This is a genomic window from Brucella sp. TWI432, from assembly GCF_039674445.1.
Taxonomy (GTDB): domain Bacteria; phylum Pseudomonadota; class Alphaproteobacteria; order Rhizobiales; family Rhizobiaceae; genus Brucella; species Brucella chromiisoli.
Genome location: NZ_JBDJNL010000007.1, coordinates 93,116 through 116,218 on the forward strand (window position 1 = coordinate 93,116; position 23,103 = coordinate 116,218).

Below are 23,103 nucleotides of genomic sequence, written 5' to 3' on the forward strand. Positions count from 1 at the left end.
GTTTTTTGCTTCACCGTGCTGCCCAATTTGCACCCCGCCGAAAAATCGTCTGCATTTGTGGTACCGAGAATTCTTTGGCTTGATGCCCCAGTGCGGAATAAAATACCCGGCCATTGCCATATTTTCTTTTCCAGACGACGGGCATTACCACCCCATCGATCCACCAGGCATGATCACCAGTGAAGGTCGTCGTTGCCAGCACTTCATTGGAAGGGTCCACGTGCATATAATATTGTTCTGAGCGGTATGGGAAGCTTGAGATGCCTTCCATGATAGAGTCGTCCGGGCGGGTCACATCGACCTGATAGTCGATAATATCGCCAGGATGAGCAACCCACTGACCTCCGATCATGAACTGATATTCAACACATTCACGAAAGCTGTCGCCCGCTCCGCCGTGAAAACCAGCAATGCCAACTCCATTTTCAACAGCTTTGGCAAGGTTTTTTATTTCTTCTTTTTCTATTTTCGACATCGTTACAATGGGAACGATGAGGCTAAGGTCATGCACGGACGGATCAGCAAAAGCCTCTGTGCTGTGCTCGACATAGACTTTGAAACCTTCTTCTTCGAGGATGTCTTTGACGATTACCGAACATTCCTGTGGTTCATGTCCGCTCCAGCCGCCCCAGACGATCAGCGCTTCTTTCATTGTTTCCTCCTCAGGATTAATTTGCAATCTGGTTATTAACCAGAGACGTTTCGAGTGGGGCAGGTCGCTCCACGTCTGTCATGATAGATATTGTTTTGCCCATATCAGACGCAGTCTGGAATGCTTCCATGACTTCGAGTACATGGAGTGCAAGTGAGCCATTCGCGCGATGCGGCCGGTTATTTCGAATGGCATATGCCATATCGGCAATTCCAAGTGAGCGATAATTCCCGTCGGCATAAGGTTGAGAAACTGCTTTTTCTTCAAACTCTCCGCCTTTTTTGAGCAACAAGACATCGCCGCCAAAATAATTCGGGTCCGGAACGATCAGCGTGCCTTCAGTGCCATAAATTTCGATTGGCACATGTTTGTGCCCGGCGACATCAAAGCTCATGGCCACTTGCACGACCGCGCCATTTTTAAATGCCAGAACGCCTGCAACATGGGTAGGAACATGAACAGGAATATGCTCACCGTTCCTTTCGGCGCTCGTAATGATGCGTTCTTTCCGGGGTGTCGTCGCGAAGCTTGCGACTTTGTCAACCGGCCCGAGGAGGTTGACGAGTTCTGTAATATAATAAGGTCCCATGTCGAGCATCGGCCCCCCGCCCACTTCGTAATAGAAGGCCGGGTTGGGATGCCAGCGCTCATGACCTGCGCACATAAATGTTGCCGTTCCACCGACAGGAATTCCCAAGACACCTTCATCTATAAGCGAACGCACGGCCTGATGGCTTCCGCCAAGAAAAGTGTCCGGAGCCGAGCCCAAACGGAGGTTCTTTGCCTTTGCAGCTTCAAAAAGCCGCTTACCTTCGGCAAAATTGATACCCAACGGCTTTTCGGAATAAACGTGTTTGCCGGCCTCAAGGGCTTTTAATCCCACCTCAACATGTGCTTTTGGAATCGTGAGATTGACAATGATTTCGACACTGGGATCGGCAAGCAATGCCTCCACTGTTCGAGCCTGAAGGTTAAACTCTTCGGCGCGTTTTTGAGCCACTTCCATATTCATATCTGCAACACCGCAGATATTAAGTATCGGAAACGAAGCCATCGCTTTAAGATAGGCGCTGGAGATATTTCCGCAGCCAATGATGCCAATGCCGACCTTATCCATCTTGTTTCCTCCCAGAAATCCGTAACTTTAAGCTGAGTTAAATTGCAGGCCCCGTCGTGCTCCATGGAGACTCGTAGAGTTCATGCAGTGCAACGGCAGCGGCGCCCTGTGCCCATAATTCGTCACTGGCAATATCGAAAACCAGTTCAGCAACGCCCTTCAGGGCTTGTGGAACGGCAATATTGTAACTTTCACGAATGCTGTTGATGAATGGTTCTCCAAGTTCAAGACTGGTGCCCGTAATGATGACGCGCGGTGGCGCAAACAAAGTTACGATATTTGCCAGTGTGAGACCTATTGCAGCGCCGGCGCGTTTGGCAGCATTTAAGAGTTCCTCATCGGAAGCGCTAATGAGTGAATGCGCGTATTTCATGCCCCTTCCGAGGCGCATGGCTTCTGCAAAACGGGCATCATCCGGGCGAGTGCCAAGAATTGCGCTTTCACCGGCATGGCTTGCAAGCCTGACGGTCGTGTCATTGGTATAACCGAGTACGAGATCGCCTAGATTATGGCTGAGCCCATCAGCACCGCGAAACAGCTGATTTTTGTGCAGGACCCCAAGCCCAAGCGTTTGCTCAAGCGAAATCAAAACCATGTCTTCGAATTCACGTGCATGGCCAAACCAATGGTGCGCAAGTGTTATTGCATGTGCATCACTTTCAACGATCGTGGGCACATTCAGGCGAGTTGTCATTTCTGAGGCAAAATTAAAATTATGCTCTCTTAGGATTGGTGTGCTTCGAATGATACCAGTACGATGCTCTATGACGCCTGGTATGCCGAGGCAGATCATGTCGATATCTTCCAGCGACACACCGGCATCCAGGACACATCGGCGTACCCCGTCTTCAATAAGATCCGCAATGACGCTGATTGGTTGACGATCAACTCTTATTGGAAGCGACAGGTTGGAAAGGATCTCGCCACGAAAGTCCGTGACCACGAAAATCATGCGATTGGACGCGATTTTTGCACCGACGACACGCGCTGCTTCAGGATTAAGCTCAAGCATGACCCGCGGCCTCCCGCGCGTCGTCTCGTTGCGGATATCCCCTTCATGCCGTGTCAGTATCAGCCCATCATCCAACAGTGATGCGGTTATCGCCGATACAGTCGTGGTGGAAATCTCAGTTCGCTCGCTGATCTGAATGCGCGAAATGGGACCATGACGACGGATCGTATCTAATATGTTCAGCCTGTTGATAGCGCGCATCAGTTCGGGGTCAGCGGTCTTCATGAGGTCCTGTTGAGATCAAAGCTGATCAGATATTATTTAAATCGGATTGCGGATTAAATAGCGTCACTTCTATCGTTCATGTCAAGCCTACTTGCGAAAAATTATGAAATAGCCTTGACATCGACAGATATGTCGGATGAATTAATCCGCATTGGGGAATAAATTGTGAGGATGACCCCAAGGGAGGATCTCGAACATGACGTATTGGTACGCAGGCGCAAGCCTGAGCGGCAAGTTGATGTCTTATGCCGCAAAAGCAAGCATAGCATTGATGCTAGGCACCGCAAGTGCTTCGGCGACCACGACCGTTAAATGGATGCACGTGGAATTGGACCCCAAAGCGGTCGCTGTCTGGGAAGAAATAGCAAGAGACTATGAAAACCAGCATCCTGATGTTCGGATCCAATTGCAATTTCTGGAAAACGAGGCTTTCAAAGCCAAGCTCCCGACGCTGCTACAGTCAAATGACGTCCCTGATTTTTTCTATAGTTGGGGTGGTGGTGTTCTTGAGGAGCAGTCAAAAACCGGTGTTCTCAAGGATCTGACAGAGGATTTCAACGCCTCTGACGGTAAACTGCGTCAAGCTTACACGAGTTCGTCTATTGAAGGTCTTTCCTTTGATGGCAAGCTCTGGGCAGTTCCTTATAAAGTCAGTCTTGTCAGTTTCTTCTACAATAAAGAACTTTTCGCGAAAGCAGGTTTAGATTCCAACAATATCAAGACATGGGATGATCTGAGTGCCGCTGTAACCAAGCTTAAAGACGCTGGCATTGTTCCTATTGCCGGAGGGGGTGGTGATAAGTGGCCCCTTCACTTCTACTGGAGCTATCTTGTGATGCGTAACGGCGGCAAAGCGGTCTTCGATGCTGCCAGCAAGGGTGAAGGTGAAGGCTTTTTGGATCCGGCCATTCTCAAGGCAGGTGAGCAGCTTGCGGACTTTGGCAAGTTGGAACCATTTCAGCCGGGCTATCTAGGGGCAACCTGGCCGCAGGCGCTTGGTGTTTTTGGTGATGGCAAGGCTGCAATGATCCTCGGTTTTGATAATACCGAGGCCAATCAACGCAAGAATGCGGGCGATGGAAAAGGGCTCGCTTTGGAAAACATAGGGCGGTTTGCATTTCCTGTGGTCGAAGGTGGTGCAGGAAAAGCGAGTGATACTTTAGGCGGGATCAATGGTTGGGCAGTGACCAAAAATGCTTCCAAAGAAGCCATTGATTTTGCTCTTTTCCTAACCAACAAGGAAAATGAGCAGAAAATGGCGGAGGCAGGCATGATCTTGCCGGTTGCAGCCGGTGCAGACAGTGCGGTTAAAAACCCTCTTTTGGCCGAATCTGCCCGTCAGTTGGCGGATTCAACATGGCACCAGAACTATTTTGATCAAACATTGGGTGCTGCTGTCGGACGCGTCGTGAACGATGTATCGGTCGATATTCTCGCAGGGCAGATGAGTTCCGAAGAAGCAGCGCAGCAAATTCAGGATGCTTTCGAGCTCCGTTAAGCGCGTTCTGAGCGCACGTTAGAACATGACGTGCGCTCCGCATCCTAATTATTGGCATCATGAAAGCGGAAAAGATGACGGATATGTCTGTGACTTCGGCATCCTCGCCTCCACGTAAAACACATCTGGTCAAAAAGAAAAAAAGCTCTGTCGCCCACGACCGCACAATGACCTTGCTGGTCTTTTTGCCTCCGGCTTTATTGCTGTTTACACTCTTTGTTATTTTGCCGATGGGTGAGGCGGCGTGGTACAGTCTTTACCGCTGGAATGGGTATGGAACGCCGACGGAATTTGTGGGCTTGAAAAATTTTCAGGTCCTCTTTGGCAATGCAGCCTTCTCTCAGGCGCTGTTCAATAACGGTCTGATCATTTTCGTCTCCGTCCTTGTGCAAATCCCGTTAGCGATCTGGCTCGCAATGATGCTGGCGCATCGCATTCCCGGTGTTGTCGCCTTCAGGCTGATCTTCTTTTTGCCTTACGTTCTTGCAGATGTTGCGGCGGGCCTGATCTGGCGCTTTGTCTATGACGGCGACTACGGTCTGTTTGCCGCGGCTTCCAACTTCTTTGGTTTCGCAAATCCATATGTTCTGGCAGACCGAGATGTCGCAATTTACGCTGTGCTTGCTGTCATTGTCTGGAAGTATTTTGGCTTTCACATGATGCTTTTCATAGCCGGCCTTCAGTCTGTCGATAAAGCTGTTCTGGAAGCTGCTGAAATCGACGGCGCGAATGGCTGGCAGAAGTTTCGCTATGTAACGCTGCCCATGCTTGGTTCCACCGTGCGCTTGTCCATTTTCTTTGCCGTCATCGGTTCGCTGCAGCTCTTCGACATGATCATGCCGCTGACAGGCGGGGGGCCATCCAATTCAACACAGACGATGGTGACCTTCCTCTACACATACGGTGTCATGCGTATGCAGGTTGGGCTTGGCAGTGCGGTTGGTGTCGTTTTGTTCGTGATCTGTGTGACACTTGCCTTCGGTTATAAAAGGATTTTCATGCGCCATGACTGATACATCAAACGCTGTCCGCATGACGATACAGACCCGACTTTATCTCTATCTTTCGCTTGGCTTCATTGCCGCTATTGTTTTGGTTCCGCTTCTGACAACAGCGCTGGGTGGCTTCAAAACGCTGGGTGATCTGCGGGTCAATCCATTCGGCCTTCCGGCGGAATGGCAATGGGCGAATTACGGAGATATTCTCTTTGGGCACCGTTATTGGCTGCAAATATTCAACTCATTGATCATCGCCGTTTTGACGGTTTTCCTGACACTGGTTGTGTCGGCGATGGCGGCCTTCACCTTTGCGCATGTGAAGTTTTTTGGCTCGTCTTTCCTGCTGAATTATTTTCTGCTGGGGCTGATGTTTCCTGCGGCAACAGCAATCCTGCCATTGTTTATCCGCATTCGTGATCTGGGGTTGCTGGATACCTATTGGGGTGTTGTGCTGCCGCAGGTCGCATTCGGTCTCGGTATGAGCATATTGCTGTTTCGCAATTATTTCCGAAACTTGCCGGAAGAGTTGTTTCACGCGGCATTCGTCGATGGTTGCGGTTATCTGCGCTTCTTCTGGCACATTTCTTTGCCGCTCTCCCGTCCAATTCTCGCAACAGTGGGCATCGTCTCGTTTGTCGGCAGTTGGAACAGCTATCTCTTACCGTTGATCATGCTCAATTCGGAATCAAAATATCCGTGGCCGCTTGGCATCATGGTTTATCGCGGCGAGTTCGGCACCGAATGGCAACTCGTCCTTGCTTTCATAACGCTGACGATTTTGCCAACCGTCATCGTGTTTTTCCTTGCACAAAAACATATCATCGCCGGCTTGACGGCAGGTGCGGTAAAATCCTGATCGGGAGACGCAATCATGGCTTCAGTAGAACTTATTAACGTTTGTAAATCCTATGGCTCCGTCGAAGTCATCCGCGACATTTCTCTGTCGATCAATGACGGTGAGTTTGTTGCGCTTGTCGGGCCGTCCGGCTGCGGGAAATCGACTCTTTTACGTATGGTCGCCGGACTTGAGGAAATAACCGATGGTGAAATTGCCATTGGTGGTCAGATCGTCAACGGTATGACGCCGCGGGAGCGCAATATCGCTATGGTGTTTCAGTCTTATGCACTCTACCCGCATATGACTGTTGCGCAGAATATGGGTTTTAATCTTAAGCTGGCCGGCAAGCCCAAAAATGTCATTGATGAGCGGGTTGCGGAAGCAGCACGCATGCTTGATCTTGGCAAGTTGCTGGATCGAAAGCCCTCACAGCTTTCTGGTGGTCAGCGTCAGCGGGTTGCCATGGGACGAGCGGTTGTTCGCGATCCTTCTGTTTTCCTTTTTGATGAACCATTATCAAATCTTGATGCAAAACTCCGTGTTCAAATGCGCAGCGAAATTAAAAGCCTGCATCAGAAAGTCGGAACGACTTCCATCTATGTGACGCATGATCAGATAGAAGCGATGACCTTGGCGGATCGGGTTGTTGTTCTGAACCAGGGCCGGATTGAGCAACAGGGAACGCCACTCGAACTCTATAAAACCCCTGCAAACATCTTCGTGGCGGCCTTTATTGGTTCGCCAGCCATGAATCTTATCGCTGCAGTGATTGATGCAGATGCAAATGCACCGATAGCGCGTCTGAAAGACGGTACGGCAATAGGCATTTCATCTCAAAGGAGTGTAAAGCGGGGCCAGGAGGTTACGATTGGCCTTAGGCCGGAACATATTGGTTCTGCCACCGGCGGAGATATTCGCCTTGAGGGAAGAACAATTTTGGTGGAGCCGACCGGCGCACAGACACATGTGGTTTTTGAACTTGGTGAAGACCAGATAACTGCTGTTGTCGATGGTGAACAGCATGTGCGCGTTCACACAGCTTTTTCGGCGGCGATCAACAATGAGCGCGTTCATGTTTTCGATCGCGCCAGTGGCTTGGCACTGTAAGTGCATTGGGATTGCGCCATCTACAACGCACAGAACCGCAAGTTTAAGCCTGTTGTTCTATGAGATTTTAGATCATTATATCAGGCCAATACTCCATGGAACCGGGCGTTGGCTATGCGGCGACGGCGGCGCGCAGTGCAGTTGCGAGCCTTTTGACGGCGACCTCGATTTCGTGTGGAGTATAGGCAGCAAAGCCCATCAGGAAGCCGGGTTTTCCGTCGCCGGATGCATGAAGTCCTGAAAGGCCAAGAAGTTCTATCCCCATGCGCCGCGCTACATCAATTGCCGTGCGTTCGGAAAGTCCGCCGATCAATATGCAGGGCATTTGCAGGCCACCGATCGGTACTTGCGGTTCGACGAATTCTGAAAGATGTTTGCGAACCAGCGTTGTCAGAACGTCCAGGCGCTGCGCGTAGATGTTGCGCATGGTGCGAACATGGGCACCGAAATGCCCACCTTCCATGAACCGCGCCAAGGTCAGTTGTGCGATGGAGGCTGTATGCCCGTCGAGCAGGGTTCGTGCCACAGTCATAGGTTTGACCAGCTGCGGCGGTAACACAACATAGCCGATCCGAAGGCCCGGAAAGAGGGCTTTTGTGAAGGTGCCGATATAGATGGTCCGGTCATGCGGGTCGAGCCCCTGAACGCAGGCGGTAGGCTTTCCAGCATAGTGGAACTCACTGTCGTAATCGTCTTCGATGATCCAGCTCTGATGCCGTGCGGCCCATTCGATCAAAGCGAGGCGACGATCCAGCGCAAGGGTTGCGCCTGTCGGGAACTGGTGCGAAGGTGTCAAAAAAGCAGCTTTTGCACCGCGCGGATCATCCATAATTTGGTCAACCATTACCCCTTGTCCATCGACGCGCACAGGCAAGCATTCAAGCCCAGCAGCTTCAAATGCCTTGCGCGCACCATAATAGGCCGGATCTTCAATGAAGATCGGGTCGCCGGGATCGAACAGCATGTTGGCGCACAAGGTCAGCGCCTGCTGTGAGCTTGTCAGGACCACCACCCGTTCGGCGGTGGCGCGTGCGCCGCGTTCAAGATTGACATAGTCGGCAATAGCACGGCGCAATGGTTCCGTTCCTTGCGGGTCGCCGTGATGTAAAGCCTGCGTGCCAACTTCTTTGAGCACCTGCCGCTCAAGACGCTCCCATAATAGAAGTGGAAAACTGCGTGTTTCCGGTATGCCGTGTGCGAACGGGCGTGGAGAGAGCATTTCGCGCACACCGCCACTGCCGAACATGGCAGCACCGCGCCTGCTGAGGTTCGGCGCTTGATTGCGCAAAAGTGCGTCACGCTGCGTCAGTCGGCGGCCGGGCGTGAACTCTGTCATTTCCGCGACAAAGCTGCCGCTTCCGACGCGCCGTTCAATAAAGCCTTCTGCGTGAAGCTGGGCGTAAGCGGACTCGATGGTGTCGCGTGAAACGCCGAGCGATTTTGCCAGCGCGCGCGAGGCCGGAAGCGGTTTACCCGGACCCAGCGCGCCGTCGACGATCAGTTGCCGGATGGCGCGTTGTATCCGTGCATGCAGTGGCATCGCCGCATGCGCGGGATGGGCAAGCCAAGCCTTCACAGACTCCAGTTGCGAATGCTTGAACAAATGGTCTGTACCTCTCTTCGTAAGTGGATGGGAACAACAGGCCATTTGTCCTCTAGAAGTCAAGGCAAAAAAACGGGCCGCAAGCCACAATTCAGGAGCTTTAACAGAGCCATGTCGCATCGTTTGCCTTCACGATCATCCATTCGTCTGAATGATCTTACCCACCCAATTATAGCAGGACTGATTTCGGTCATCGTCAATTATGGCGGTACCTTCATTCTGGTCTTTCAGGCCGCGCGTGTTGCCGGTCTGAGCCCTGAACTCACGGCATCCTGGGTATGGTCTGTCTCTATTGGTGTTGGACTTACCGGCCTTTTTCTGAGCTGGCGTTATCGAGAACCGATCATCACCGCCTGGTCGACGCCGGCAGCGGCCTTCCTTGTAACAGCGCTTGCCACAACGCCCTATGCCGAGGCGATCGGCGCTTATATGGTCTCGGCTCTGGCCTTTGTTCTGCTTGGTCTTTCCGGCTGCTTTGAGAAAGTCATTCGGTTGATCCCCTCTGGCATCGCCTCGGGTCTTCTTGCCGGTATCCTGCTGCAATTTGGTATCGGAGCTTTTGGCGGCGCGAGTGTCGATCCTGCTCTGGTTGGGCTGCTGATCGTTGCCTATGTCGTGCTGAAGCGTTTTTCTGCGCGCTATGCTGTGGTTGGCATTCTGGTGATTGGTCTTGTTTTTCTGGTCACGCAGGATCGTGTCGATATGTCTGGCCTGCAGCTCAAATTCGCGACGCCGATTTTCACCATGCCGGAATTCTCGCTCAATGCTCTTCTGAGCGTTGCGCTGCCACTGTTTTTGATCACCCTGACCGGCCAATACATGCCGGGAATGCTGGTGTTGCGCAATGATGGCTTCAAGACAAGCGCCAATCCCATTGTTACCGTAACCGGCCTTGGTTCGCTCATCATGGCCCCCTTTGGCTCGCACGCTTTTAACCTAGCGGCAATTACTGCGGCAATCGCCACGGGTCGGGAGGCGCATGAAGATCCGTCCAAGCGCTGGATCGCTGGTATTGCGGCAGGCGTTTTCTATGTGTTGGTTGGCGTTTTTGGCGTGACGCTGGCAGCGGTTTTCATGGCGTTTCCTGCAACGTTTATCACCACGCTGGCCGGTCTGGCGCTGCTCGGTACCATCGGCGGCAGCCTTGCCAATGCGATGGCAGACCCTGCATCCCGCGCGGCGGCGCTCATAACCTTCCTCGCATCGGCCGCAAACATCAACCTGCTCGGTATTGGTGGCGCCTTCTGGGGGCTGGTGATCGGGCTGGCCGCTTATCTGGCGCTCAATGGCCGGTTGCCTCGCCGTGAAAGTGCCAAATTGGCAATCAGCGAAGATGCAGCGGAGTGAGGCTGATGAATATTATATCCATTCAAAGCCAGGTCGTGCATGGCCATGTCGGAAACAGCGCTGCCGTTTTGCCGATGCAGGTGCGGGGGCTGACCGTTGCGGCGGTTCCCACCACATTGTTATCGAACAATCCTCATTTTGAGACCATGCGCGGACGTGTGCTCGAATCGGAGCTCGTCGGTGATCTGCTTCGTGGTGTCGAGGAACGCGGATTGATCGAAACGAGCCGCTATATTATCTCGGGCTACCTGGGCTCGCGCGCCAATGGTGATGTGGTTGCCGCTTTCGTTGAGCGGGCGCGCAGGATCAACCCGGATATCGTTTATATCTGCGATCCGGTGATGGGCGATTCCAATCTCGGTGTCTTTGTCGCTGACCAGGTGGTCGAGTGTCTGCTTGGTCGCCTTGTTCCGATGGCGGATGTCTTGACCCCCAATCAGTTTGAGGTTGGCCTGATTGCGGGCGGCGGGATATCGTCATGGCGTGCGCTTGAGGCGGACGTTTTGAAAATACAGGCGCAACGCCAGGCGCGGTTGGTCGTTACCGGCTGCACTCTTGCCGACACGCCGGATGGTTTGCTGGAAAACATCGTTTTCGAGGACAAGACGAGCACAAGACTGACATTTCCACGCCTGCCTATCGCGCCGGTTGGCACAGGCGATCTCTTTACCGGTCTTTTGACGGCCAATCTGGCTCATGGTGGCACGCTGGTCGATGCGGCGCGCGGCGCGGGTGCCGTCGTGTTTGATGTGCTTGAGCGGACGATCGCCAGTGGCCAACAGGAAATGCGGCTCGCCAGTGTCATTGACGCGCTGCTGCCAGGCCGACGGGAGGCTCTCCACTGACCCTTTTTAGAGTGCTGATCTGACTGGATCAAATCGGCACTCTAGTCCTTTATTTTTACGCATTATCCGACGCAAAGCCGCGTCGCACTTTTTGGAAATGCTTTATCGAAACTTCTTTATGCGCTGGATAGATTTGGCAACCATTCCGTGTTCAAATCCCGTACCGATGGCAACGGACCAATGAAAATTTGCGCGACACGACTGCCCGCAATAGCCCAAGGAAAGAACAATATTCTGCATCCCAGAATGAGATGCGTTTCACTTAGGGCCTTCTGAACTATTCGGCTGCGACCAACGGAATCTGCGGCTCGGATGCAGCATCAACCGGCTTGAGCGACATATAGCCGTTCTGAATGTCGAGCACATGCGAATAGACGTTTTGGCCGTCTTCCAGCGTTGGCAGTTTTTCCTCATGCATGATGGAGAGGACAATTGCATCCGGGCAATGTGTTTTGAGTGCTGTGTGGAAACGTAGCTTCGACACAGGATCAAGCGCACCGGTTGCTTCATCAAGGAAGATCACTGATGGCTTATGCAGCAGAAGCCGGGCAAGCATGATCTTCTGTTTTTGCCCGCCAGAGAGCACCATGTCCCATGCCGATCCATCTGCATTGTCATCATTCATCCGCAGGATAAATTCGCCAAGTCCTGCTTCGTGTAATATGGCTGCAACCGTGAGATCATTGAACTGGCTTTCGTCTTCGGGAAGACAAACAAGTTGCTTGAGCGACACGCTTGGAAACTTTGCTTCCTGTGGTGTGTAGATGGCTTTTGCCTTCTGAGGATAGATGATGTCGCCGGTTCCATATGGCCAAAGACCATTGAGCGCCTTGATAAACGAGGTTTTGCCCGAGCCGGATTCGCCACGCATATAAACCCAGTCACCGGAGCGGATATTAATAACACCGGAGCGCAGAAACGGCGCTTCCGTGTCGGGTCCGAGCATGAGCGCAAGATTGCGGACCGAAAGACCAAAATGTGGGTGCTGCGCGGAAAATGTGAAACGGTTTATACCTGAACGGGCATAGAATTCGGCAGGCTCCTGCACGGCTTCAATGGCTTGTGCGAGACCAGTGACACGACCGGCATTTGCGCGCAGATTGGCAATTGCCGGCATGACCTGAATGAACCATGAGCAATCATTGATCATGGCGGCCACCAGTTCGGCACCGGTCACATAGTTGCGGAAGCTGACCGCCCCGCTCATATAGGGGATCAGGCCCGGAATATAAGCGATGATGCGATTGGACAGAAAGCCATAAGCCTGTGAAAAGGCGAGATAGGCAGCATCAAAGCGGTTGAGTTGGTTCCAGGTTCCATCAACGTCTTGATAAAGACGCTTGTTGACCGTGCTTTGTACGGCTTCACCTTCGGAAGCCGAAATCTGGAAGCTGCGGCGTAGAAGCGTGGTCCATTCACCACGATAGGAGCCTTCCGCTTTTTGCATGCGCAGGTTGAGCTTTTCCAGTTTGCGGCCGATCTTGATCGCAATCAGTGTGCCAATCGGCACGTAGACTATGATAGCGGCAAAAGCCACGACCGCACCACCATAAGAGCCAAGAAACTCCAGTCCGTTTACTTCTGTCGAGATTTCCAGAAGTTTCTGGCCAACGAAGAACGCTGAGAGCAGGACACCAACAATGCCCATAACAAGACCAATGGCGCCGCCGGTCATGCCCTTGATGGATTCCTGCAAACGCTGATCGACATTATCGGGCAGGCTTGGACCTTTTCCCTGTTGCAGATGGTAATGCGTGTGATTGCGATCAAGCAGTGCATCGGAGAAGCTGTCATTCAGCCATTTGCGCCATTTCCGGTGCAAGGTGGTGGACAGAAGATGCCGGAAGCCGACCAGCAGCACATCCTTGCCAAGCATCAGTATGACCAGCATACCGGCATTAATGGCAATGGCCATCAGCGGGTCCTGCACCGGTGCACTTTTGACATTGACGATGGAATTCATCAGAAGGCCGGATGCTTCCGCAACCCAGACCGTCGTCTTGCTGATGAATGCTGTGAAGATGAAGATCGCGATCGTAAGGGCCCATGCCTCTTTCCAGCGCTCCGAGACCCAATAGGCGCGCATCACACCCCAGAAAGTGGTCATTTGCGACACGGCAGTGCGGTTCCCTGCGCTCAGGGACTGCTGGTTTATCTGCCGTATCTTTTTCAATTCGTGCCTGCTCCAAAATAACGCTTTGTAACAAATTGCAACAAACTGTGGTTAACGAAATGTTAATAGTCAACGTAAAACGCGATCACATTTCTGCGCGAAAAATGAAACATTTATCAATGCGTTGAATTTTATGATCTAATTCGAATTCAACAGTTGTGACGGTTGTGCGTTCGCCATGCCCTTGTGTTCGAAAAAACACGGTTAATGATCGCTTAAATCGGGCAGTAATGAAATCTGGCAACGGATTCGCTTTGGGCATAGGTCTTGCCGTAGTGAAGCGAAGGTCGGCAAAAATTGCGCTTTAGAGCGTATTTCGATCTGATTGAAACAGACCGGCGCGCTAAACCGCCCACTCAACATCCGTTGTGAAGGCAATCGTCAGCCAGCGGTCAGGGCCTTCGCCGCCGAGCGCATCGCCGATTTCATCGCGCAATGCATCCCATTCTTCGAGTTTCTTTGCAGGTTGTGCCTTTGGTACAATAAAATAGAGTTCGATTTGTTTACCGCGTCCGACCTTGGCGACATAGGCGCGGTAAGATTTGAAGCCATAGCGGTCCACAACCTGCTTTGCCACGTCATCGACGTGCTTTTTAAAGTCGACAGGCGTAACCAGAAGCATGTCCGATAATGCCTGTTTGATCGTTGCGGCAGGCATTGGAATGATAATGACGCAAACAAGCGCAAGCACGGCAGGATCGATGTAAGGCGTGATCCAGTCGAATTGGGTTTCCTGAATGAAATAGCCAATGGTGAAGGCGATCAGAAGTGCCGCCGTTATGCCGCCAGACATGATCCAAGATTTTGCATCAAGGGCGATAAAATCTGATTTGAGCTTGCGGTTGGCGCGCATTTCAAGAAATGCCATGCCAAGACATGCAATGAGGGCTAGCACGGCATAGAAGATAGCATAGCTGAATTCCAGATCGCGGCCACCATCCATCAGGCTACCGATCGCGTTGATCAGCGCGTAGATGGCCACACCCGTGAGCATGATGCCATTGAGCCCCAGAACCATCGGCTCAAGATGCCAGAAACCCATGGTGAAACGGTCGCGCAATTTTCCGCGCGGCGGCTCTGGCAGCGCAGAAAGCGCAATCAGGCGTGAAACGACAAGTGCAAGACCACTCATCGCGGCATCGGCCAGCATATAGACGCCATCAAACACAATCGAAAATGACCCAGATAAAAGGCCGAAGACAACACCAAACCCTGCAATAAAAATAGTAACTGCTATGGATATTTGAAGAACAGACTGTTCACTACGCAATTTTTACTCCGAACTATCACGCAATGCGCGACAATAGACGCAGCGGTGAAAAATGCGGTTGCCGGATTGCGGCGGAAATCTATATGAAACTGCCTAAAGAGGCAAATTTAGCTATATTGTGTGTATAAAAAGCAGAAGCCCCCCAATAAGTATTCGGGAGGCTTCGTGGTCAGATCACTGCGATTTCTGGTCTTTGACGAAAGTGCTGTCAGTTTCGCCTTTGAAGAAATCACGACCATAGACGAGCAGACAAAGGATGACGCCGGTAGCAAATGCCCAGGCTGCCCCGCGTGTAGCCAGAACGGCGCCAACGATGCCGGCAATGCCAAGATCGCGCTGCGAACGTGCTTCCAGAATGCCAACACGCACCGATACATATCCCTGAATAAGCAGAGTCAGCGCCAATGCTACACCCAGGATCGGCTGAACAAGCGTCACAATCGGCATGAGGAGCAAACCTGTATTGGTTCCCCAGCGGAAAGAGCCTGCGCCACCAAAAAGCGAGTGCATGGCTTTTTTCCCTTGCGAGAAACGCTCTACAATCACCACATGCATTGCCGACCAAAGTGGCCCGCACATGCAGACATCTGGCCCGAGCACACTCATTGCGGCATTGCGTCCACCGAAGATCAGGTGCGCGCGGTCAGGACTATAGTCGATCTTTTCGTCAGGGCGCGCTTCGTCAGCTTCCTTCAATATAGCTCGGCTCTGCAATACATCGCCAAAGAGCACGATATAGGCTGCCAGCATCGTGGGAACAGCGGTGAGGAACATGGACAGCGGAGGCATGCCAAGGCCAAATATTGTATATTCTCGCCAGAGAGTGCCAAAATCCGGGCTTGTGAAGGACCATTCGATTGTTGGCCATGGTGCTTCGCCAAAAAGCGGCGCGATGATGACTGCAAGCAAAATGATCGGAAAGATACCGAGCTTGCCGATGGTTGCCAAAAGAGGATTGCTGTTTTTGATACGCGCAAATTGGCGCGAAAAAATCACATAGAAACCCATGCCAACAGCGATGCTGATCGTAAACGGGAATGTATCAAAGCGACCGCCGACTTTGAAAACAGTAATAACTGCAGCAAAACCAGCTCCCACGATGACACCTGCTTTGATGGCAGATGGTATCAGCTGAACGACACGATGCGCCAACCCTGTCGCCCCGATGAAGATCGAAAACAACCCGAGCATCATCTGGAACGCGACAAGGGCATGCACGCGTTCCGGTCCTTCTGGGAAAGTGGCGCAATAAGCCATGAGAAGGGGAATAGCGGGGGTGATCCAGCCTGGCACAACCGGATCGCCTAGCAGATGGTGCGCGAGATAGAAAAGACCGTTCAGGATGACGACGGCGAGCGCCACTTCAAAGGGCATGCCAAGAAGTTCTGTCATCAATGGAATTGCTGAAAGATCCACCGCGCACATCAATAGACCTTGGAAATAGTCAGGCCATTCGAATTTATAATGAACGAAGGGCAAGCGGATTTTAAACGGTCCGGCAGGCCAATATGGCTGCTCCTGACCGTCGATGCGTTCAGTGCTCAAGGTTTTAACTCCGAAAGGATGAAGCAGGCCGTAGAAGAGCGCTTATTGGGAGCACTCTTCCGCGTCTGGATTTAAATGATATTTGCTAACTCAGAAGGCTTCGCGATAAAGCGCAAGCGCGTCAGCTTCCGTCACGTCAACAGCGTTGTTACCCAGAAGACGCGTCTGAAGCATTGCATCGCCTGCAAGCATTTCGAGGCTTTCTTCTGTGACGCCGACATCGCGCAGGCGACGTGGAGCACCGGAACGGTTCATCAGGTCTTCCATATATGCAACGAAAGCTGCTGAACGTTCTTCGGTTGTACCCTCTGATTTGCCAATCAGAAGGTCAGCGAGTTCTGCATAAAGCTCGGCAGCACCCGCCATGTTAAAGCGCAGCACTGGCCCCAGCATCAGGGCATTGGAGAGGCCATGCGGTACATGATAATGACCGCCAAGTGGATAAGCCAGTGCATGAACGGCGCCTACCGGGGAGTTCGAGAAAGCTTGCCCTGCGAAATTTGCACCAAGCAGCATGGCTTCACGGGCGTGACGATCTTTGCCGTTTTCACAGGCTGCAACAAGATTGGCCGACAAAAGTTTCAACGCTTCGCGCGCAAAAGCATCGGAAAGAGGATTTTTCTTGATGCGGCTGGTATAGGCTTCGATTGCGTGAACCATGGCGTCGATGCCGGTGGCTGCTGTGTGAAGCGCTGGCAGACCGCAGGTCAGCTCTGCATCCAGAATGACGAAATCCGCGTAAAGCTGGCGGGAAACGACACCCATCTTGGTGGTTTCGCCGGTGGTCAGAATCGTGATGTTTGTCACTTCCGATCCGGTGCCAGCGGTGGTCGGAATCTGGATCAGCGGCAGACGCGTGCCCTGCACTTTGCCAATGCCATAAAGTTCAGACAGTTCCTGCTCAGAAACGATAAGCACGGCAGCAAGCTTGGCAATATCCATTGAAGAGCCGCCGCCCAGCCCCAATACGATATCGCAGCCTGCCGACTTGGCCTGATTGACACATTCAAACAAAACCGATTCCGGCGGATCAGCAACAACAGCATCGAAAATACTGGTGACGAAGCCCGCCTTTTCAAGTGAAGCCAGTGCTTCGTTGAGTACGCCAGCCTTGTGCAGACCCTTGTCGGTTACGATGAGGATTTTGCGTTCGGAAAACCGTTCGCCCAGAATTTCGCCAAGACGCTTCGCGGCACTCCACTCAACGAGCATTGAGCCAACGGTATCGAACGAAAATGGCTTGATCCCTACAGTCATACTTTCCACCCTTATCCAAATTTCCCCAGTGCCGAGGTCTCTCATTCCTCGCCGGTGCCGAGACTCTGGGTTTTAAATGGTCTGGCTTTCACATATAGCAAAGCCAGACCAGCAGTTTCCCGATGCCGCCGGTGCATCGGTCGTCTGAAGAGATGCTTGGGAGGATCCCTTCTTAATTGTTCAGCATGCTGAACAATGTTCAGAATTTGATGGATCGATACAGGATATGAAGCCCGGCTGTCAAATTATCCCTTCGAGGAAGAGCGAGGATCATAAGCCATTCAATGGCGCGCTCTATTGAGCAGTCGCGCAAACCATTGATCCCGTGTTGAGATTTTTTGCATGATTTGTAAGGCGAAACATAATTTCTGAGAGCTGCTGTGGCTGGGCTCGGATTATGTGCCGGGTGCTGGACGGCTTCGCTATATATTGTGTGTGAGCGTCTCTGTCAGATTGTCGAATGCCGCGAATCTATCTATCGGATTACCTGTTCACTGGTTTGGCCCGTCTGTGGTCGGGCACCATAAAATATCCCTGTTATTCACAGCCGCAGCGCAACAAAATTAGATTTAATTTTTTTTGAAGCATCTATCCATTGACGAAGTTTTAACTTCAGGTACTACATATTGTGTTCAAGGTTCTTACGATTCGTGAGAATTGAAAGCGAAGATGGGAATACGGTGCGCTGCATTCATCGTGGATGTTGTTAAGCCGTAGCTGCCCCCGCAACTGTAAGCGGCAAGCTCAAATCCAGATGTCACTGGCACAGGCCGGGAAGACGGATGAGGGCGGTGAGCCGTGAGCCAGGAGACCTGCCTTGAACGTAACGTCCACGGGCGGGGTGTCCGGTTGGCGCGCGATAAAGTGTGGCACTGTGCTGCCATGTTTTTTGGTGCCCCGTATATCCCTCTCAATAGCTTCGGGGTGAAAAGCATGTCGAGTGATTTGAAACAGAATAGTTCCGGTCCGCCCTTTACGGGCTAGTGTGCATGGCTTGCCAGTGGGGTGAGCCGCATTTCTTCAGTTTCCGAGTTTTTCCGCGCGCATTTTACCATGTGCGAGCGTCTTTGTGCGTCGTTACTCCAGTAGCCGCAACCCATACCAATCTATCCCCAGTGAGGAAAAAATGAACGTCACCGTCTATAGCAAGCCCGCCTGCGTCCAGTGCACAGCAACCACCCGCGCGCTCGATCGTCAGGGCATTGAATATGATGTTATCGACATTTCCGCGGATAGCGATGCGTATGATCTCGTTCAGGGACTGGGCTACCGTCAGGTGCCGGTTGTTGTTGCCGGTGAATCCCATTGGGCTGGTTTTCGTCCGGATATGATCAGCGCGCTGGCATAATCCCTTCCGCTGCCGGGGTTTGTTATGGGCCAGATCGTCTATTTTTCCAGCCGTTCGGAAAACACGCATCGCTTTGTGATGCGTCTGGGGATGCGCTCAAAGCGCATTCCGCTGGAAAGCTATGAAGACAATGTGGGCCTGTTGCGGGTCAACGAGCCTTTTGTGCTCGTAACACCAACCTATGGCGGCGGAGGCGCGAAAGGTGCTGTTCCCAAGCCGGTCATCCGCTTTCTTAATGATGCGGATAACCGATCCTTCATTCGCGGCGTCATTGCCGCTGGAAACAGCAATTTCGGGGAGGCCTTTGGCCTCGCAGGCAACATCATTTCTGCCAAATGTCAGGTTCCCTACCTCTATCGTTTTGAGCTTCTGGGAACCGACGAAGACATTGGCAATGTTAAAGACGGGATGGAACGATTTTGGACACGGCAGACACAACCCTGACCCGTGAGCACGAGACAGTCGCTGCTTCGCAAAAGCAGGAGTCATCTGCGGCGACGGTTGCTGCATCAGGCAGCAAGCCGCAGAAACCTGCTGAGACCTCGCTCGATTATCACGCGCTCAATGCAATGCTGAACCTCTATGATGATGAGGGGAAGATTCAGCTGCATCGCGACCGCCAGGCGGCACAGCAATATTTCCTGCAGCACGTCAACCAGAACACGGTGTTCTTCCATAATCTGCGTGAAAAGCTCGATTATCTGGTCGCTGAAGGCTATTATGAGCGGGAAGTGCTGGACCAGTATTCCTTTAATTTCGTGCGCGATCTTTTCGATCATGCCTATGACAAGAAGTTCCGCTTCCCGACCTTCCTTGGCGCATTCAAATATTACACCAGCTATACGTTGAAGACCTTCGACGGTAAGCGCTATCTCGAGCGCTACGAAGATCGTGTCTGCATGGTGGCGCTGACGCTTGCACGTGGCAACGAACAGCACGCACGCGAAATGGTCGATGAAATTATTGCGGGCCGTTATCAGCCAGCAACGCCGACCTTCCTCAATGCAGGCAAAAAGCAGCGCGGCGAGCTGGTCTCGTGCTTCTTGCTACGCGTTGAAGACAACATGGAATCGATTGGTCGCTCCATCAATTCGGCGCTTCAGCTTTCAAAGCGTGGCGGCGGTGTGGCTCTGAGCCTGACCAATATTCGTGAATCCGGCGCACCGATCAAACAGATTCAGAACCAGTCTTCCGGCATTATTCCGGTGATGAAGCTTTTGGAGGATTCATTCTCCTACGCTAACCAGCTTGGTGCGCGTCAAGGTGCGGGTGCGGTTTATCTGCACGCTCATCACCCTGATATTATGCGCTTCCTCGATACCAAGCGTGAAAATGCGGACGAAAAAATCCGCATCAAGACATTGTCGCTTGGTGTTGTGATTCCCGACATCACGTTCGAACTCGCTAAAAACGACGAAGATATGTATCTCTTCTCGCCTTATGACGTTGAACGCGTCTATGGCGTGCCGATGACCGAGATTTCGATCACCGAAAAATATCGGGAAATGGTTGATGACGGCCGTATCCGCAAGAAGAAGATCAATGCGCGTGATTTCTTTCAGGTTCTGGCGGAAATCCAGTTTGAGTCCGGCTATCCATACATCATGTTTGAAGACACGGTGAACCGCGCCAATCCAATCGATGGCCGCATCACCATGAGCAATCTCTGCTCGGAAATTCTTCAGGTGAGTGAAGCCAGCATCTTCAATGAAGATTTGTCTTATGAGCATTTGGGCAAGGATATTTCCTGCAACCTCGGCTCGCTCAATATTGCAGCAGCCATGGACAGCCCGGATTTTGGCAAGACCATCGAAACCTCAATCCGTGCTCTGACGGCTGTTTCAGACATGAGCCATATTGGCTCGGTGCCATCCGTTGCACGCGGCAATGATGAGAGTCACGCCATCGGCCTTGGCCAGATGAACCTACACGGCTATCTCGCCCGCGAGCGCATTTTCTATGGATCGGAAGAAGGCGTCGATTTCACCAATATCTATTTCTACACGGTGGCCTATCACGCTGTTCGCGCGTCCAATCTGATCGCCATTGAACAGAAAAGCTCGTTCAAGGGCTTTGAAAAGTCGAAATATGCGACGGGCGAATATTTCGACAAATATACCGATCAGGTCTGGGAGCCTGCGACGGATAAGGTCCGCGAGATTTTCGAGAATGCCGGTATTGCGATCCCGACACAGGAAGACTGGCAGGAACTGAAAAAATCCGTCATGGAAGGCGGGCTTTATAATCAGAACCTGCAGGCCGTGCCGCCGACTGGTTCGATCTCCTATATCAACCATTCGACCTCTTCGATCCATCCGATTGTTTCCAAGATCGAAATCCGTAAAGAGGGCAAGATTGGCCGTGTTTATTACCCGGCTGCCTTCATGACGAATGATAATCTTGAATATTATCAGGATGCTTACGAGATTGGCCCGGAAAAGATCATCGACACCTATGCGGCGGCAACGCAGCATGTCGATCAGGGTCTGTCGCTGACGCTGTTCTTCCGTGATACCGCCACCACGCGCGATATCAACAAGGCTCAAATCTACGCGTGGAAGAAGGGCATCAAGACGATCTACTACATCCGCCTGCGCCAGATGGCGCTCGAAGGTACGCAGGTTGAAGGCTGCGTCTCTTGCGCTCTCTGATCAGGATCGAGACAAATGAATATGCAGTTTAAAAACAACAATGCGAAAAAGCCGGCGGTCGTGCGGGCCATCAACTGGAACCGGATTGAAGACGACAAAGACCTCGAAGTCTGGAACCGTCTGACCGGCAATTTCTGGCTGCCGGAAAAGGTGCCGCTCTCCAACGATATCCAGTCGTGGGAAACGCTCAAAGCCGAAGAAAAGCAGCTCACCATCCGCGTGTTCACAGGTCTGACGCTTCTGGATACGATCCAGAATGCCGTTGGTGCTGTGACACTTATGGAGGATGCCTCAACGCCGCATGAAGAAGCTGTTTTGTCGAACATTTCCTTCATGGAAGCGGTTCATGCACGGTCTTACTCGTCGATCTTTTCGACACTGTGCCTGACGCCCGATGTGGACGATGCCTATCGCTGGTCGGAAGAAAACGAATTCCTGCAAAGGAAGTCGCAGCTGATCCTCGAAAATTATAACGCTGAAGATCCGCTCAAGAAGAAGATTGCCAGCGTGTTTCTGGAAAGCTTCCTGTTCTATTCGGGCTTCTATCTGCCGATGTACTGGTCGAGCCGCGCCAAGCTCACCAACACGGCTGACCTCATCCGCCTGATCATCCGCGATGAAGCCGTTCATGGCTATTATATCGGCTATAAGTATCAGCGCGCGCTTGAGAAGCTTGATGAAGCCAAAAAGCAGGAGATCAAGGATTTTGCCTTCGATCTGTTGTTGGAGCTTTATGACAATGAAGTGCGTTATACCGAAGCGCTTTATGATGGCGTGGGTCTGACCGAAGACGTGAAGAAGTTTCTGCATTACAATGCAAACAAGGCTCTGATGAACCTTGGCTATGAAGCCCTGTTTCCGGCGGAAGCCTGTAAGGTCAATCCGGCGATCCTTTCGGCGCTTTCGCCGAATGCCGACGAGAACCATGACTTTTTCTCAGGCTCAGGCTCTTCTTATGTGATTGGCAAGGCAGTCGCGACTGAAGACGAAGACTGGGATTTTTAAGCGAAGCTGACACGCAATAAAATCCGGCGAAACTGGTTTCGCCGGATTTTTTTTGGAATCAATTTCCGCAATATGATGTCTTTCTTATCAAGGTGAGCATTGGTGCTAACCATTATGTCGCTTCTGGTTAGTGTTTTGTGCAATTTCGCTTATATCTGTTGCCACAAGTTTGGAGTAGCTCTAAAGCATGTCGCGGAAAAGTGGGAACCGGTTTTCCGAGAACGACATGCGTAAAACAAGAAGATAGAGCGAGCGTATTGGGTACGATTAGGCGTGATCAGTCGCTCGCGGGCTCCACGGATATTGGCAGCGTTAGCTGGGTTGTTCCAACTGTGCAGATGCGCGGTACAACATGCGCAATCGGCACGCCGCTTCATTCATGGCAGATGGTTGCGCAGGGTAAACTGCCTGCGGCGCAAAATTATGAGAAGTACGGCCGCAGAGCTGTTCCGCAACCCGGAGCAGATTGCAAAAGTCAAACAAGATCATAAACGATGCTCAATGGAGCCGTCTTTGTGAGTCCAATCCCGGATAATGTTCAACCAGCCTTGCCCACCTCCGATCAACAAAGCACCTGCCTGAAAGAATGACCCGGAAAACAGATGACGTTTA

At 52.0% G+C, this 23,103-nt stretch carries 18 protein-coding genes, 1 pseudogene and 1 riboswitch; of the genes and pseudogenes, 11 read left to right on the plus strand and 8 right to left on the minus strand.

The features are described from left to right. Positions 1–10: 10 nt before the first annotated feature. The 3 genes from ABE527_RS12050 to ABE527_RS12060 are packed head-to-tail and all read right to left on the minus strand — an operon-like array spanning position 11 to position 3,006. A complete protein-coding gene (locus tag ABE527_RS12050; RefSeq protein ID WP_499697062.1) occupies positions 11–652 on the minus strand; it encodes a ThuA domain-containing protein in 642 nt (213 codons plus the stop codon). Between the two features lie 16 nt (positions 653–668). Then, positions 669–1,769: a Gfo/Idh/MocA family protein gene (locus ABE527_RS12055; protein WP_499697063.1), complete on the minus strand. Its 1,101-nt coding sequence runs from the start codon at positions 1,767–1,769 to the stop codon at positions 669–671. Positions 1,770–1,806: 37 nt separating this feature from the next. Further along, the gene (locus ABE527_RS12060; protein ID WP_499697064.1) at positions 1,807–3,006 is read right to left on the minus strand and encodes an ROK family protein; all 1,200 of its coding nucleotides are present in this window, start codon (positions 3,004–3,006) and stop codon (positions 1,807–1,809) included. A gap of 238 nt (positions 3,007–3,244) precedes the next feature. Between ABE527_RS12060 and ABE527_RS12065 the strand changes: the two genes are divergently transcribed. The 4 genes from ABE527_RS12065 (at position 3,245) to ABE527_RS12080 (ending at position 7,447) form a co-directional block, all read left to right on the plus strand. Continuing rightward, on the plus strand, positions 3,245–4,504 hold the full coding sequence (locus ABE527_RS12065; protein WP_407673288.1) for an extracellular solute-binding protein: 1,260 nt from the start codon (positions 3,245–3,247) through the stop codon (positions 4,502–4,504). 74 nt (positions 4,505–4,578) lie between these two features. Further along, on the plus strand, positions 4,579–5,517 hold the full coding sequence (locus ABE527_RS12070) for a carbohydrate ABC transporter permease (protein WP_265986803.1): 939 nt from the start codon (positions 4,579–4,581) through the stop codon (positions 5,515–5,517). Then, positions 5,510–6,358 (plus strand): carbohydrate ABC transporter permease, encoded by an 849-nt coding sequence (locus tag ABE527_RS12075; RefSeq protein ID WP_265986805.1) that lies wholly within the window; start codon positions 5,510–5,512, stop codon positions 6,356–6,358. The genes ABE527_RS12070 and ABE527_RS12075 overlap by 8 nt, the downstream gene beginning before the upstream one ends. 15 nt (positions 6,359–6,373) lie before the next feature. Beyond that, positions 6,374–7,447, plus strand: a complete 1,074-nt coding sequence (locus tag ABE527_RS12080) for an ABC transporter ATP-binding protein (RefSeq protein ID WP_265986806.1) — start codon at positions 6,374–6,376, stop codon at positions 7,445–7,447. A 112-nt stretch (positions 7,448–7,559) separates the two neighbouring features. On the opposite strand, the gene pdxR is transcribed toward ABE527_RS12080, so the two are convergent. Beyond that, the gene (gene pdxR / locus ABE527_RS12085; RefSeq protein ID WP_499697065.1) at positions 7,560–9,050 is read right to left on the minus strand and encodes a MocR-like pyridoxine biosynthesis transcription factor PdxR; all 1,491 of its coding nucleotides are present in this window, start codon (positions 9,048–9,050) and stop codon (positions 7,560–7,562) included. Between the two features lie 111 nt (positions 9,051–9,161). Here pdxR and ABE527_RS12090 point away from each other — a divergent pair, with 111 nt between their 5' ends. Then, positions 9,162–10,397 (plus strand): benzoate/H(+) symporter BenE family transporter, encoded by a 1,236-nt coding sequence (locus ABE527_RS12090; protein WP_499697066.1) that lies wholly within the window; start codon positions 9,162–9,164, stop codon positions 10,395–10,397. A 5-nt stretch (positions 10,398–10,402) separates the two neighbouring features. Then, positions 10,403–11,242, plus strand: coding sequence for a pyridoxal kinase (gene pdxY, locus ABE527_RS12095; protein ID WP_499697067.1), 840 nt, complete (start codon positions 10,403–10,405; stop codon positions 11,240–11,242). 277 nt (positions 11,243–11,519) lie between these two features. Here pdxY and ABE527_RS12100 read toward each other — a convergent pair whose 3' ends face one another. The 4 genes from ABE527_RS12100 to ABE527_RS12115 all read right to left on the minus strand — a co-directional run bounded on the left by ABE527_RS12100 (position 11,520) and on the right by ABE527_RS12115 (position 17,487). Beyond that, complete coding sequence (locus ABE527_RS12100; protein ID WP_499697068.1) at positions 11,520–13,358, minus strand: ABC transporter ATP-binding protein/permease; 1,839 nt, start codon at positions 13,356–13,358, stop codon at positions 11,520–11,522. Between the two features lie 400 nt (positions 13,359–13,758). Continuing rightward, the gene (locus ABE527_RS12105; protein ID WP_265986814.1) at positions 13,759–14,685 is read right to left on the minus strand and encodes a cation diffusion facilitator family transporter; all 927 of its coding nucleotides are present in this window, start codon (positions 14,683–14,685) and stop codon (positions 13,759–13,761) included. A gap of 174 nt (positions 14,686–14,859) precedes the next feature. Continuing rightward, the gene (locus ABE527_RS12110; RefSeq protein WP_396997354.1) at positions 14,860–16,230 is read right to left on the minus strand and encodes a hypothetical protein; all 1,371 of its coding nucleotides are present in this window, start codon (positions 16,228–16,230) and stop codon (positions 14,860–14,862) included. Positions 16,231–16,320: 90 nt separating this feature from the next. Further along, positions 16,321–17,487: an iron-containing alcohol dehydrogenase gene (locus ABE527_RS12115; protein ID WP_499697069.1), complete on the minus strand. Its 1,167-nt coding sequence runs from the start codon at positions 17,485–17,487 to the stop codon at positions 16,321–16,323. Between the two features lie 618 nt (positions 17,488–18,105). Next, positions 18,106–18,321, plus strand: a riboswitch (cobalamin riboswitch). Positions 18,322–18,613: 292 nt separating this feature from the next. Between ABE527_RS12115 and nrdH the strand changes: the two genes are divergently transcribed. From nrdH to ABE527_RS12140, 5 genes and pseudogenes are all read left to right on the plus strand, one after another. Beyond that, the gene (gene nrdH, locus ABE527_RS12120) at positions 18,614–18,835 is read left to right on the plus strand and encodes a glutaredoxin-like protein NrdH (RefSeq protein ID WP_265986818.1); all 222 of its coding nucleotides are present in this window, start codon (positions 18,614–18,616) and stop codon (positions 18,833–18,835) included. A 24-nt stretch (positions 18,836–18,859) separates the two neighbouring features. Further along, positions 18,860–19,279: a class Ib ribonucleoside-diphosphate reductase assembly flavoprotein NrdI gene (nrdI, locus tag ABE527_RS12125; RefSeq protein ID WP_499697070.1), complete on the plus strand. Its 420-nt coding sequence runs from the start codon at positions 18,860–18,862 to the stop codon at positions 19,277–19,279. Next, the gene (gene nrdE / locus ABE527_RS12130) at positions 19,255–21,486 is read left to right on the plus strand and encodes a class 1b ribonucleoside-diphosphate reductase subunit alpha (protein ID WP_499697071.1); all 2,232 of its coding nucleotides are present in this window, start codon (positions 19,255–19,257) and stop codon (positions 21,484–21,486) included. The genes nrdI and nrdE overlap by 25 nt, the downstream gene beginning before the upstream one ends. A gap of 15 nt (positions 21,487–21,501) precedes the next feature. Beyond that, on the plus strand, positions 21,502–22,491 hold the full coding sequence (gene nrdF / locus ABE527_RS12135; protein WP_499697072.1) for a class 1b ribonucleoside-diphosphate reductase subunit beta: 990 nt from the start codon (positions 21,502–21,504) through the stop codon (positions 22,489–22,491). A 275-nt stretch (positions 22,492–22,766) separates the two neighbouring features. Continuing rightward, positions 22,767–23,081 (plus strand): annotated as a pseudogene (locus tag ABE527_RS12140) (amidohydrolase); the annotation flags it as partial. Between the last annotated feature and the right edge of the window lie 22 nt (positions 23,082–23,103).

Bases quoted from the DNA above. Each gene is read 5' to 3' on its own strand.
- ABE527_RS12065 (WP_407673288.1), top strand. From the start codon at position 3,245: ATGTCTTATGCCGCAAAAGCAAGCATAGCATTGATGCTAGGCACCGCA.
- ABE527_RS12050 (WP_499697062.1), bottom strand. From the start codon at position 652: ATGAAAGAAGCGCTGATCGTCTGGGGCGGCTGGAGCGGACATGAACCA.
- nrdH (WP_265986818.1), top strand. From the start codon at position 18,614: ATGAACGTCACCGTCTATAGCAAGCCCGCCTGCGTCCAGTGCACAGCA.
- ABE527_RS12080 (WP_265986806.1), top strand. From the start codon at position 6,374: ATGGCTTCAGTAGAACTTATTAACGTTTGTAAATCCTATGGCTCCGTC.
- ABE527_RS12060 (WP_499697064.1), bottom strand. From the start codon at position 3,006: ATGAAGACCGCTGACCCCGAACTGATGCGCGCTATCAACAGGCTGAAC.
- nrdF (WP_499697072.1), top strand. From the start codon at position 21,502: ATGAATATGCAGTTTAAAAACAACAATGCGAAAAAGCCGGCGGTCGTG.
- ABE527_RS12070 (WP_265986803.1), top strand. From the start codon at position 4,579: ATGACGGATATGTCTGTGACTTCGGCATCCTCGCCTCCACGTAAAACA.
- nrdI (WP_499697070.1), top strand. From the start codon at position 18,860: ATGGGCCAGATCGTCTATTTTTCCAGCCGTTCGGAAAACACGCATCGC.
- ABE527_RS12075 (WP_265986805.1), top strand. From the start codon at position 5,510: ATGACTGATACATCAAACGCTGTCCGCATGACGATACAGACCCGACTT.
- ABE527_RS12055 (WP_499697063.1), bottom strand. From the start codon at position 1,769: ATGGATAAGGTCGGCATTGGCATCATTGGCTGCGGAAATATCTCCAGC.
- ABE527_RS12090 (WP_499697066.1), top strand. From the start codon at position 9,162: ATGTCGCATCGTTTGCCTTCACGATCATCCATTCGTCTGAATGATCTT.
- ABE527_RS12115 (WP_499697069.1), bottom strand. From the start codon at position 17,487: ATGACTGTAGGGATCAAGCCATTTTCGTTCGATACCGTTGGCTCAATG.
- pdxY (WP_499697067.1), top strand. From the start codon at position 10,403: ATGAATATTATATCCATTCAAAGCCAGGTCGTGCATGGCCATGTCGGA.